Source organism: Bacillus sp. PSXD-155 (assembly GCF_049310765.1).
GTDB lineage: Bacteria > Bacillota > Bacilli > Bacillales > Bacillaceae_G > Bacillus_A > Bacillus_A cereus.
On sequence record NZ_JBMOWC010000005.1, the window covers coordinates 250,849 to 264,493 of the forward strand.

Below are 13,645 nucleotides of genomic sequence, written 5' to 3' on the forward strand. Positions count from 1 at the left end.
TAAATTGACTTGCCTTTCTGGAATGATTATACTTGGAAACGAACAGCACTAGATGTACAACAGCTATTATTAAGGTAATTCATAGTTAATTCTTCATGTAAATATTAACTATTCACGCCCTAAATTTAACACAAATTGCACAAATGAACACTTTATTAATACTATTAAAAATCGCCGATTCATACATAGTTTTTCTTCATCCTAAAACGATATCCAGAGATGAAGAATGTGGCAATTGCATTTAAGGAGGCTTATTTATTTAATGACTTCAGAAGTAAATAAAAGAACATTTTTCACTAAAAGCACACTTATTATTATTCCATTATTAATAATATGTGCATTTGCTTTTCATTACTTTTTCCTAAAATCAGACAGTGTATTTTCTAGTACGGGAGATGCATTATCACAATTCAGTTTCTTTACATTCCTTTTACAACACGCATTTAAAGATGGGAATTTATTTTGGTCTTGGGATTATGGATTAGGTGGAGATTTATTCGGAGAATTTAGTTATTACTATAGTACAGCACCATTTTTCTGGCTTACACTTCTACTTCCTAAACTAAATTTTGACCAAATCTTTGAGATGAAGCTATATATGAGTATTTTAAAAAGTACATTAGCGATGTTATTCATGTATGGTTCTTTACGTTATCACAATAAAACTATTTTTTCTTCTTTCATTTCTGCCATTATATATGGAGGATGTGTAACTTTCATTCGCCATTCTTTATTATGGGATTTCATGGCAGATGCTATAGTGTTTTTACCTTTAGTAATATGGGGATTAGATAAATATATTTTAGAGCGAAAAAAGGGATTATTCCTGTTTGCAACAGCACTTATGCTTGCATCAAATTTCTATTTCGCTTTCATTACTAGTATTTTTATCTATATTTATGCCTTTTTCCAATATTTCGCTACACAGCAGAACAAAACAATTAAAACATTTATAATTTATTATATTAGAATTGCTTTTCTATATGCTTTATCACTAGGTTTATCTGCTGTTTGCTTTATACCATCTGTAAATGGTGTATTTAGTTCCGATCGACTCGCTACAAAATTTACTATACCGTTATTTTTTGAAGATACGTTTTATAAAAACTTAATGGAAAGTATCTTTTTCATTAATAATACAGAGGATTATCAGCTTGCATTCCCTGTTTTCATCCTCTTCCTTATTACTAGCGCGCTTCTAATACGCAATAAACTTGTCACAAATAAATTGCTCTTTACTGGGTTTATGTTAGTGCTATATATGCTTCCATATACGTATTCCGTATTTAATGGCTTTTCTGCTATGCAATACAGATGGTTTTACTTATTTGCATTTGTGGTTGCGCAAACTGTCGCCTACATTCTAGATTGGATGCTGCTCCACAAAAAGAATGTCAATTCTTTAATAGGTCCTTTGCTAGCAACAGCATTATTTATTTACGCATTCTATAGAAAAGTAAATATAAACGCACAGCCGCTACAAACGATTGATAAAATTTTAATTTGCACTACTGTATTATCTATTATTACAATATTACTATGGCGCTATTTATCAAAAGTAGCCTTACAATGTTTCATTGTATTAAATGTACTCGTCAATGTAATATTTATTAATTACTTCTATTCAGATTTTTCTCTTAGTAAACACTTTAATCAAGCAGGCGTGACAAAAGAATCATTACATGGGCCAGGTCTTGATAATAAGGATGAAATTGACGCAATTCGTTATATACAAAATCAAGATAAAGATTTTTATCGAATTATCAATCCAAACAATAATTATAAAAATACGCCGATGTTGCAAGGTTATCATGGTACAAGTACTTATCAAAGCTTAGTCAATTATCATGTTCATGACTTTATGAAGAATAAGTACAATGTTTTCCAAGGATATGATAGCCCATCTATGTTCTTCCAGTTAGATAAACGATTATTCCTTGAGAACATGCTAGGGGTAAAATATTATGTACTAAGTGAAGGTGCTAATAAAACCGAAATTCCTTATGGCTATAAGCATTTACAACAAGTAGGTCCTTACAACATTTATAAAAATGAATTTGCACTACCATTAGGCTATGTATACGAAGCTGGAATAAGTGATGAAGAATTTTCAAAACTTAATTTTGCCGAGAAAGATCAACTTTTATTAGATGCTGTAGTTGTAAATGATGTTGGAAGTCTTCCATTAAAACAATTTAATACAAAACAGCTAGATTCAAAACAAATTAAGATTAATCCAAATAAAATGAAGTGGGAAAATATAGAGAAAGAGAAAGATATACTCACTGTTCATGAAAACGGGCGTATAATAGTACCTATTGATAATAACGATATGTTAGGTGATCTTCTTGTTGAAATTAAAATTAGAAATATAAACAAGGAATCATTTGGAGTTACCGTGAATGACAAATCTATGATAAAAGGTAATGAGGATGGAGCTTATGCTTATCCGTTAGAAAGATTTGTTTACAACTTAGGAAAAGATGCGAAGCCAACCGAGCTAATCATTTCTATTCCTACTCCTGGTCAATATGAGTTGAAAGACTTACAAATCAACAGTACTAACTATCAGACTGTCCCTAAAAAAGTAAATACTTTAAAAGAAAATAGTCTACAAAACATTTACTATGAAGGTAACTCCTTAAAAGGTGAGATTAATTCCACTAAGGATGGATTACTATATTTATCGGTACCGTATAGTAAAGGATGGTCAATAAAAGTTGACGGTAAAGAAACGGAATTTACGAAGGCTAATTCCGCCTTTATTGGCGTTCCTATTTCTAAAGGGCAACATGTAGTTGAAATGAAATACGTCACACCTTATTTCAAAATGGGTCTCGTTATTTCTATCATTTCATTTATCATTTGCATCTCGCTTCTAGTTCTTGGAGATACGAAAAGATATTCAAAATTAAAAAATCGTTTTAAAAAAAGTTATTAAAATGAAGTGAAGTAAAAGTTGAAGATGATTGCTTCACTTTTACTTCATGCCCAGTTTAAAATTACACCTAAGGAGGTCCTAACATGACCCTTTCAATAGTAGTACCATGCTACAATGAGGAAAAGGTGCTTCGTGCCTTTTATTCAGAGACTTCTCTTGAAATTCATAAATTAACTACCGATTATGAATTTGTTTTTGTTAATGATGGTAGTAAAGATGATACCTTAAATATTTTACGTGATTTAGCTAGTGCAGATTCATCGGTACACTATATATCGTTTAGTCGAAACTTCGGAAAAGAAGCTGCAATGTTAGCAGGTTTAAAATATGCTACAGGCGATGCAATCGTTATTATGGATGCTGACTTACAACACCCTCCTACATTAATAAAAGAACTGTTAGAAGGATATAACGACGGCTACGACCAAGTCATTGCAAAAAGGACAAGAACTGGTGATTCACCCGTTCGCTCTTTCGTCTCTCGTCTTTACTATAAAGTAATGAATAAATTTGTAGATATTGAATTAGTAGATGGTATTGGTGACTTTAGACTTTTAAGCCGAAGAGCAGTGGATTCTTTAGTATCTTTAAGTGAATACAACCGATTTTCGAAGGGCTTATTCTCTTGGATTGGTTATAACGAATTAATCATTGAATATGAAAATGTATTACGTTCTGATGGAGAAAGTAAATGGACCTTCTCGAAATTATTAAATTACGGAATTGATGGTGTAATTTCATTCAATAATAAACCGTTACGTCTATCTATATATCTCGGATTACTAACAACCATTTTTGGACTTTTATATGTAATCACTACGTTCGTTCAAATCATCCTTGGTGGTGTGGAAGTTCCTGGTTACTTTACTCTCATTTCCGCTATACTATTTATTGGCGGTATTCAACTCATATTCCTAGGGGTTATTGGTGAATATATCGGTCGTATTTATTATGAAACAAAACGTAGACCACATTTTATTGTAGCTGAAAAGAAAGTTAGTGAAGTTAAACAAAAGGCATAACAAAAAAGTTACTTCTATAGGTAGAAGTAACTTTTTTATATCCTAACATTTACACACCCTTTTTTGCATAGATATAATCATTTCTTTTAGCCCATTATAATACGAAGTTTTTGGTATCTCCCCGATACACCTCTCATATTTCTCCCCGCTTAATACAACTGGTTTTTCCGTCAAATATAGCATTTCCACAAATTCTTTCATCTGCTTATCAAACAGACCAATGAACTGGATCATTCCTCTTTTCACAGCTATTATTCGTTTGGTATATCCCGTTAATTCCCGTATGTGTTGAATCATTTCCTCACCTGTAATGACACCATAACCTGGTATGTTCCAATTTTGTCCATAGGCCTCATCATGTGAAGCTAATTCAACCATCGCTTTTGCACCATCTGGTGTAAAAATATATTCACGGGCAATCTTTTTATCTCCAACAAAGCTAGACATTTTATTTGCAAGTATTCCCTTTAATGTATGATGGACAAGTGTATTTTCTGCATTTGGACCATAAAAGTCTGGGAAATGAGCAATAAACATTCGTACATTAGCTTGTTTTGCCATCTCTTCAAGTTGTAAACGAATCTTCCCTTTCTTTGTTTGTGGTCTCTTTTTAGCATCTTCTTTTACAAGCCCTTCCCCTTGCCTTCCATACGCATAAATATTATCAACTATTCCTAGTTTGATACCGTAATGTTTCGATACCTCTAATATGTTTATTAATAATTTCTCTTGTTGTTTCTCCCAATCTGAATACGGAATATTTACAGCATGAAATATAATATCAACATCTTTAGCGGCATTCATTATATCCTCTTGTATAAATACATCGCCTGCTACAACTTCTACATGTTTGTTCCCAGAAAATAATGCACCTAATCTCTCCTTATTTCTTGCAAAAGCAACTACATGAATCCCTCGGTCACATAATTCGTTTACAATTGCATAACCCATTGAACCAGAAGCACCTAATACTAAAGCCTTCTTCATTATAAATCCCCTCCTAAATTAATTAACCACCGGTCAATTAATGTTAAAAAGAAAATCACTTACATAAGAAGCGATTTTGAAATAAACTCTACATGTACTTTAGCCAAACCTTGTAGTTCTTCAAACGTTTGACCACTTCTGCAATAATGTGCTACAAATCCATGTAATGATAAAAAAACAGACCATATTATCATCGTATTTAATTTCCCATCACATAAAGAAGAAATAACCTTCGCAAATTTTTCATAGCTAACATTAGGACTATTTGCCAAACACTCTTTTAATTCGGCATCTTTAATTAAAAACATAATTTCATAATGACTCTGATTTCTTAGACCAAATTCAATAAAACCGAATAAAACTGCTCTTAGTTGCTCTTCTCTCGATAATTTTTGATTACAAATTTCATCTAACTTTTTATTTAATAATTGAAAATCCTGTTCCACCATTGCGTAAAATAGCTCTGCTTTGTTTTTAAAATGATAATAAATCGAACCATGGCTATATCCAAGTTCTGTTGCAATTTTGCGCATTGAAGTATGTTGATATCCTTGTGCTATAAATAGCCCCCTAGCTACATTCATAATCATTTCTCTTGTTAGTTCTTGTTTAACTGCTTTCCTTGGTGACATATTTCATACCTCACACATTTAATTAACCACTGTTCAATTATATTATATATTTTCAGAAAATTAATGCAACCCTTTTTTTGAAAAAATATACATTTTGAAATGATGGCATTATATGAAAGAATTTAGTATCATGATTCAAGGTACTATTTCAAGTTGGACGGAGGATACTATGAGCTTATTAACAGTTGAAAAATTAGGACATACATTTGGCGATCGTACATTATTTAAAGATGTATCTATGCGATTATTAGCAGGTGAGCACGTTGGATTAGTTGGTGCAAACGGTGTTGGTAAATCAACATTCATGAATATCATTACTGGTCAGCTTATTCATGACGAAGGTCGTGTAGAATGGACACCAGGCACACATTACGGTTACTTAGATCAGCATACGGTTTTAACGCCTGGACGTACAATTCGTGACGTACTAGCGGATGCATTTTTACCGTTATTCGAAAAGGAAACAGCTTTAAATGAAGTTACAGAAAAAATGGGAACTGCTACACCAGAAGAACTAGAAGAACTTCTTGAACAAATGGCAGAAATACAAGATGCACTTGAAGCAGGTGGTTTCTATTTACTAGATATGAAAATTGAAGAGGCTGCACGTGGTCTTGGAATTGATGCTATTGGTTTAGATCGTGATGTTTCAGCACTAAGTGGTGGACAACGTACAAAAGTATTGCTTGCAAAGCTATTACTTGAGCAACCAGAAGTGTTATTGCTTGATGAACCTACTAACTATTTAGACGTTGAACATATTCATTGGTTAACAACTTATTTAAAAGAATATCCACATGCATTCTTATTAATTTCTCATGATACAGAATTTATGAACAAATGTGTTGATGTTATTTTCCATCTAGAATTCACAAAAATGACGCGCTATACAGCGACATATGAAAAATTCCTAGAACTAGCAGAAATCAATAAAAATCAACATATAAACGCTTATGAAAAGCAGCGTGAGTTTATCAAAAAGCAAGAAGACTTCATTGCAAAGAACAAGGCTCGTTATTCAACGACAGGTCGTGCAAAGAGTCGTCAAAAACAACTTGATCGCATGGAACTTATTGATCGTCCGGAAACAGCAATTAAACCTGAATTCTCATTTAAAGAAAGTCGTGCAAGTAGTCGCTTCGTCTTTGAAGGTGAAAATGTAGAAATCGGATATACACATCCGCTACTACCAAAGCTATCAATGACAATTGAGCGTGGTGAAAAAATTGCTATTGTTGGATGTAATGGTGTTGGTAAATCAACGTTACTAAAAACAATCTTAGGTAAAATTAAACCTTTAAACGGTAAAACAAGTCTTGGTGACTTCTTAGAGCCTGCATACTTTGAGCAAGAAGTTAAAGCTGATAATATAACACCAATTGATGATGTATGGAATACATTCCCTGGCCTAGACCAGCATCAAATTCGTGCGATGTTAGCAAAATGCGGATTAAAAAATGAACATATTTCTCGCCCATTAAGTCAATTAAGTGGTGGAGAACAAGCAAAAGTTCGTTTATGTAAGTTAATGGGTGAAGAAAGTAACTGGCTACTATTTGATGAGCCGACAAACCATCTTGATGTTACAGCAAAAGAAGAACTTAAGAAGGCTATGAAAGCATATAAAGGAACAATTCTCCTTGTATGTCACGAACCGGAATTCTATGAAGATTGGATCACAAAGGTTTGGGATGTTGAAGAATGGTCTCAAAATAGTAAGTAGTCTTTAAGAAAAAACTCCTTGTGTAGACAAGGAGTTTTTTACTTGTTTTTATTAAGAATTTTTTATATTGTAGTATCCTATAAGGCGTAATCGAAATTCTTTTAATTCCGGATACGCCTCTAAATTTGCTAACATACCTCTAATTACCGGAATTCTTGGATTAAGCAATCGCATTTCCGCCTCTAAAACATCTAATGTTACTAGCAACTCATCGTCCTCTAATTGATCAGCTAGAGTGCGCTTAAATCCAATAATTTCTTTTAAAAAATGCTCTTTAACTTGTTCCTTAATGAGCTCTGATTTACAAAAAAATTCTCCAAGCTTTTCTTCATGTAAAATAGGCTCTTCCGAAGACTCTACCAAGCCATCTACTAGATTATCTACTCTTTTTAAAATAAAAGCAGAGACGTAAGATAAATCAATTTCTGTTGCTTGTAAAATAATTAATTCTAAATACCCACGGCATATGCCTTCCACCATAATTACTAAATCCAATAAATATGGCATAATCTTTTCACCATAAATGGACAATAAACTATTTCGATAAAATGCATGAGACTCTAACTTCATCCGCATCATAAATTCTTCCACTTCTTTATTAAACGGAATCGCATTTTCTCTCGCATGCATAATAATAAACTCTTTATGCCTTTGTATATCATTAAACTGACAATGTAATTGTTTTGCAAATTTTTCACGTGGTAACAAAGACTCTTGCTCAATATCTAGCATTTTCTTTTGAATTTTGTCATAATAATATCGAAGTGTCGCTAATAAAAGCTCATCTTTTGATTTAAAATATAAGTAAAAAGCTCCCTTAGATATACCACTAGCTGTCACAATTTCCTGCACTGATGTCGCATTTACACCCTTAGTAGCAAATAACTTCATAGCCGATTCTATAATTAAACGCTCTTTTTCTTTCATATCTTCTCTCCTAAATTTAATCTCGCATCTTATTATGGATTTATTATACCATCTCTTTTTATTGACGATTGACCAACTGGTCAGTTATATTATGTATTAGACTGACCAGTTGGTCAATACAATAAAAAGGGAGCGCAAACATGAACAAAATCATCAATTTCTCGTTAAAAAATAAGTTCGCAGTTTGGCTACTAACCATTATTGTTACTATTGCAGGGATCTACTCTGGACTCAATATGAAGCTGGAAACAATTCCTGATATTACAACACCGATTGTAACAGTAACTACGGTCTATCCTGGTGCTACACCAGAAGAAGTAGCTGATAAAGTTTCAAAGCCGATGGAAGAACAACTACAAAATTTAAGCGGTGTTAACGTTGTAAGCTCATCATCTTTTCAAAACGCATCTTCTATTCAAGTAGAATACGATTTTGATAAAAATATGGAAAAAGCAGAAACAGAAATTAAAGAAGCTCTCACAAATGTAAAACTCCCAGAAGGTGTTAAAGATCCTAAAGTTTCACGAGTAAACTTCAATGCTTTCCCAGTTATTTCGTTAAGCGTAGCAAGCAAGAATGAATCTTTAGCTACCTTAACTGAAAATGTAGAAAAAAATGTTGTACCAGGATTAAAAGGACTTGATGGTGTTGCATCTGTCCAAATTGCTGGCCAACAAGTAGATGAAGTACAGCTTGTCTTCAAGAAAGATAAAATGAAAGAACTAGGACTAAGTGAAGATACTGTAAAAAATGTGATTAAGGGATCGGATGTATCTTTACCACTTGGCTTATACACATTTAAAGACACGGAAAAATCAGTTGTTGTAGATGGCAATATTACAACGATTAAAGCATTAAAAGAACTTAAAATCCCAGCTATACCTTCCTCACCTAACGGTCAAGGTAGTCAAAATGCTGGCGCTGGTGCACAAACGCCGCAAATGAATCCAGCTGCTATGAACGGGATTCCAACAGTTACATTAGACGAAATTGCTGACATTAAAGAAGTTGGGAAAGCAGAATCCATTTCTCGAACAAATGGAAAAGAAGCAATTGGAATTCAAATTGTGAAGGCCTCTGATGCAAATACAGTTGATATTGTAAATGCAGTAAAAGATAAAGTAAAAGATCTTGAGAAAAAATATAAAGATTTAGAGATCATTTCAACATTCGACCAAGGTGCACCTATTGAAAAATCAGTTGAAACAATGCTAAGCAAAGCAATTTTCGGTGCTATCTTTGCGATTGTTATTATTATGCTGTTCCTACGAAATATTCGAACAACGTTAATCTCTGTCGTTTCAATACCACTTTCTTTATTAATTGCTGTTTTAGTCATAAAGCAAATGGATATTACGCTTAACATTATGACACTTGGAGCAATGACCGTTGCTATAGGCCGCGTTGTCGATGACTCAATTGTTGTTATTGAAAATATTTACCGACGTATGTCGTTATCAGAAGAGAAATTGCGCGGAAAAGATTTAATTCGTGAAGCTACGAAAGAAATGTTTATCCCAATTATGTCTTCTACCATTGTAACAATTGCTGTATTTTTACCACTTGGACTAGTAAAAGGTATGATTGGTGAAATGTTCTTACCATTTGCCTTAACTATCGTCTTCGCTTTATTAGCATCATTACTAGTAGCTGTTACAATCGTACCGATGCTAGCTCACTCTTTATTTAAGAAAGAGAGTATGAGGGAAAAAGAAGTACATCATGAAGAAAAACCAAGTAAATTAGCAAATGGTTATAAACGCATACTTGCATGGGCTTTAAATCACAAAATTATTACATCAAGTATCGCTGTCCTTCTATTGGTTGGTAGTCTTGCACTTGTACCAGTTATCGGTGTAAGTTTCTTACCTTCTGAAGAAGAAAAAATGATTATTGCAACATATAATCCTGAACCAGGTCAAACGTTAGAAGACGTTGAAAAAATTGCAACAAAAGCTGAGAAGCACTTCCAAGATAATAAAGACGTCAAAACAATTCAGTTCTCATTAGGTGGAGAGAATCCAATGAGTCCTGGTCAATCAAACCAAGCAATGTTCTTCGTGCAATATGATAACGACACGAAAAACTTCGAAAAAGAGAAAGAACAAGTCGTTAAAGATTTACAGAAGATGTCTGGCAAAGGCGAATGGAAAAACCAAGACTTCGGAGCAAGTGGCGGTAGTAATGAAATTAAACTATACGTTTACGGAGATAGCTCAGAAGACATTAAGGCTGTCGTAAAAGATATTCAAAATATCATGAAGAAAAATAAAGACTTAAAAGATATAGATTCTAGTATTGCAAAAACATATGCAGAGTACACTTTAGTCGCAGATCAAGAAAAGCTAAGTAAAATGGGCTTAACGGCTGCTCAAATTGGAATGGGACTTTCTAATCAACATGATCGCCCTGTTCTGACAACAATTAAAAAAGACGGTAAGGATATCAATGTATATGTAGAAGCTGAAAAACAAAATTATGAAACAATCGATGACTTAACAAATCGCAAAATTACAACACCACTTGGTAATGAAGTAGCTGTGAAAGATGTTATGACTGTAAAAGAAGGTGAAACATCGAATACAGTAACACACCGAGATGGACGTGTTTATGCAGAGGTTAGTGCAAAACTAACATCTGATGACGTTTCAAAAGCATCTGCTGCAGTCCAAAAAGAAGTAGATAAAATGGATCTTCCTTCCGGTGTAGATGTTTCTATGGGCGGTGTTACTAAAGATATTGAAGAATCATTCAAACAACTGGGCTTAGCGATGTTAGCTGCGATTGCCATTGTATACTTCGTTCTTGTCGTTACATTTGGCGGTGCTCTTGCACCATTCGCAATTTTATTCTCGCTACCATTCACAATTATTGGGGCTCTTGTTGCCTTATTAATCTCTGGTGAAACATTAAGTGTATCTGCAATGATTGGTGCGCTTATGTTAATCGGTATCGTTGTAACAAACGCAATCGTGCTTATCGACCGCGTTATTCATAAAGAAAATGAAGGTCTATCAACACGTGAAGCTTTATTAGAAGCTGGTGCAACACGCCTTCGTCCAATTTTAATGACTGCAATTGCAACAATCGGTGCTCTTATCCCGCTTGCATTAGGATTTGAAGGTAGTGGCTTAATTTCTAAAGGACTTGGTGTAACAGTAATTGGTGGATTAACAAGTTCAACGTTATTAACACTTCTTATTGTTCCAATCGTTTATGAAGTATTAAGCAAGTTCAAAAAGAAAAAAGCAAAATAACAAAAAAATAACCTCGCTAACTGCGAGGTTATTTTTTATTTCCAAACAAGATTAGGAAATCGCCATAGCCTTCTTTCTCTAATTCCTCTTTTGGAATAAATCGAAGAGCTGCGGAATTAATACAGTAACGAAGGCCATTTGGTCCTGGACCGTCTGGAAATACGTGCCCAAGATGTGAGTCTCCTTCTTTACTTCTCACTTCTGTACGTGTCATATTATGACTCACATCCATCTTTTCTTTCACACTTGCTGACATAACTGGTTTTGTAAAACTAGGCCATCCACATCCACTATCAAATTTGTCTAGAGAAGTAAACAGCGGCTCACCTGAAACGATGTCTACATAAAGACCTTCCTCTTTATGGTTCCAATACTCATTTCGAAATGGTGGTTCTGTACCATTTTCCTGTGTTACATAAAACTGCATCTCATTGAGTTTTTCTTTTAAATGAGCATTATCCTTTGGCCAATGTTGCTTAATAAAAGCATCTCGTCCTGAGCCTTTACGATATAACTCATAGCGGAATGTGTTTTTCTTATGATATCCTTGGTGATATTCTTCAGCTGGATAAAATGTAGCTGCTGGTAATATTTTTGTCGCAATTGGTTTTGAAAAGCGTCCACTCTGCTCAAGCTCTTCTTTTGAGGCCTCAGCTTTTTTATGTTGTTCTTCATTATGATAAAAAATCACCGTTTCATAAGACTGCCCGCGGTCGTGGAATTGTCCCCCAATATCAGTCGGATCAATTTGTCTCCAATATATATTTAACAATTCCTCATACGGCATTTTATTTGCATCAAATGTAATTTGTACTGCTTCATAATGTCCTGTTGTTTCTGAGCACACTTCTTTATACGTTGGGTCCTCTTTATGACCGCCTGTATAACCTGAAACAACCTGTATAATTCCCTCCATCTCTTCAAATGGAGAAACCATACACCAGAAACACCCTCCAGCAAATGTAGCCAATTCTACCTTTTCATTTACAGCCATTACTTCACCCCTATTCTATATTCTCCTTACAGTATGGCATAAGAAACATAATGTTATAAAAGAAAAAGCATCGAACATCGATGCTTTTTCTCTACTTCACTTTATTTTGTTCCAACATCCTTCTCAATTTCATCACTTGTCACGTCTAAAACATCTAGTAAGAAAATGAAGATTGGAATACCGATAATCAGTCCCCATACACCTAAGAAGTGCTCTGAGAAAATTAATACCATAAAAGTATAGAAAATCGGTAAATTTGTTTTTTGCGACATAAACTTCGGATTTAATACGTAACTTTCAAGCGCATGAATCACTGTTACGATAACTAAAATATAAACAACGTACATAATACCGCCAATATTGTAAGCAATCATACAAAGTGGGAATAACGAAATGATAACCCCCGCTACTGGAATTAATCCAAGCAAGAAAATCATTAATGCTAAACCTAATAATTGCGGGAATCCTAATATCCATAGTGCAATCACGGATAAAACACAGTTAACAACTGCAATTAAAAATTGTGCTTCGATTACTTTTCCGAATGAACGTGCAAATTTCTTACCGAAGTACTCAATTTCAGTATAGAAAATTGCAAGCCTGCTTTCTTTAAACTTTGCAGTAAAACCAACAATACGAGATTTTTCTAGTAAGAAAAACAAACTCAAAATTAAAGAAAGTAAAACTTGAAGACCAAATTTACCAACATTCGTAATTGATTTATACAAAATGTCTACGCCTTGTCCTACATATTTAGAAAGCTCCATATGATTGACAGCATTAACTGCATACTTAATTAGTTCACTATCTGGTGGGTTTCTTAAAAATACATTGAATTGGTAAATCAATTGTGAAATTTGTATCGTTAATACTGGTAAATATTTAAATAGCGTAATAGCAATTCCACCAATTAACATTACATATAGAAATGCTATAATAATTTTTCGATTAATAGGCATGAAATGATCTAATTTGCGGGAAATAAACTTTTGGAATCGATCCATTAAATACGTGAGAATAAACGTAATTAATATTAAATTCAACATACTTTGCAGCCCGTATAACACGAGAGCAAGTATTACTAATACGAGTAACCTCTGAAATCCTTTGCTTTGAAACAGGTTTTTTATTTGCATAATCGACGAATACTCTCTCCTGTCCT

At 33.7% G+C, this 13,645-nt stretch carries 9 protein-coding genes; 4 read left to right on the forward strand and 5 right to left on the reverse strand.

Annotated elements, in window-relative coordinates:
• Nucleotides 1–262: 262 nt before the first annotated feature.
• Together ACO6VI_RS07760 and ACO6VI_RS07765 are read left to right on the forward strand one after the other, a co-directional pair.
• Complete coding sequence (locus ACO6VI_RS07760) at nucleotides 263–2,941, forward strand: YfhO family protein (protein WP_065229621.1); 2,679 nt, start codon at nucleotides 263–265, stop codon at nucleotides 2,939–2,941.
• An 83-nt stretch (nucleotides 2,942–3,024) separates the two neighbouring features.
• On the forward strand, nucleotides 3,025–3,963 hold the full coding sequence (locus ACO6VI_RS07765) for a glycosyltransferase family 2 protein (RefSeq protein WP_043935117.1): 939 nt from the start codon (nucleotides 3,025–3,027) through the stop codon (nucleotides 3,961–3,963).
• 42 nt (nucleotides 3,964–4,005) lie between these two features.
• Here ACO6VI_RS07765 and ACO6VI_RS07770 read toward each other — a convergent pair whose 3' ends face one another.
• Nucleotides 4,006–4,950 carry an SDR family NAD(P)-dependent oxidoreductase gene (locus ACO6VI_RS07770; protein WP_078994102.1) on the reverse strand — a complete coding sequence of 315 codons (945 nt, stop codon included), beginning with the start codon at nucleotides 4,948–4,950 and terminating at the stop codon, nucleotides 4,006–4,008.
• A 59-nt stretch (nucleotides 4,951–5,009) separates the two neighbouring features.
• Nucleotides 5,010–5,582 carry a TetR/AcrR family transcriptional regulator gene (locus tag ACO6VI_RS07775; RefSeq protein ID WP_063549217.1) on the reverse strand — a complete coding sequence of 191 codons (573 nt, stop codon included), beginning with the start codon at nucleotides 5,580–5,582 and terminating at the stop codon, nucleotides 5,010–5,012.
• Nucleotides 5,583–5,751: 169 nt separating this feature from the next.
• Here ACO6VI_RS07775 and ACO6VI_RS07780 point away from each other — a divergent pair, with 169 nt between their 5' ends.
• Complete coding sequence (locus ACO6VI_RS07780; RefSeq protein WP_063549394.1) at nucleotides 5,752–7,305, forward strand: ABC-F family ATP-binding cassette domain-containing protein; 1,554 nt, start codon at nucleotides 5,752–5,754, stop codon at nucleotides 7,303–7,305.
• A gap of 51 nt (nucleotides 7,306–7,356) precedes the next feature.
• Here the strand turns inward: ACO6VI_RS07780 and ACO6VI_RS07785 are convergent, their stop codons facing one another.
• Nucleotides 7,357–8,232, reverse strand: coding sequence for a TetR/AcrR family transcriptional regulator (locus tag ACO6VI_RS07785; RefSeq protein ID WP_063549219.1), 876 nt, complete (start codon nucleotides 8,230–8,232; stop codon nucleotides 7,357–7,359).
• 140 nt (nucleotides 8,233–8,372) lie between these two features.
• On the opposite strand from ACO6VI_RS07785, the gene ACO6VI_RS07790 reads away from it, so the two are divergent.
• A complete protein-coding gene (locus ACO6VI_RS07790) occupies nucleotides 8,373–11,489 on the forward strand; it encodes an efflux RND transporter permease subunit (protein WP_161520353.1) in 3,117 nt (1,038 codons plus the stop codon).
• Nucleotides 11,490–11,517: 28 nt separating this feature from the next.
• Here the strand turns inward: ACO6VI_RS07790 and msrB are convergent, their stop codons facing one another.
• Complete coding sequence (gene msrB / locus ACO6VI_RS07795) at nucleotides 11,518–12,483, reverse strand: peptide-methionine (R)-S-oxide reductase MsrB (protein WP_000290179.1); 966 nt, start codon at nucleotides 12,481–12,483, stop codon at nucleotides 11,518–11,520.
• A 101-nt stretch (nucleotides 12,484–12,584) separates the two neighbouring features.
• Nucleotides 12,585–13,619 carry an AI-2E family transporter gene (locus ACO6VI_RS07800; RefSeq protein WP_001166009.1) on the reverse strand — a complete coding sequence of 345 codons (1,035 nt, stop codon included), beginning with the start codon at nucleotides 13,617–13,619 and terminating at the stop codon, nucleotides 12,585–12,587.
• Nucleotides 13,620–13,645 lie beyond the last annotated feature (26 nt).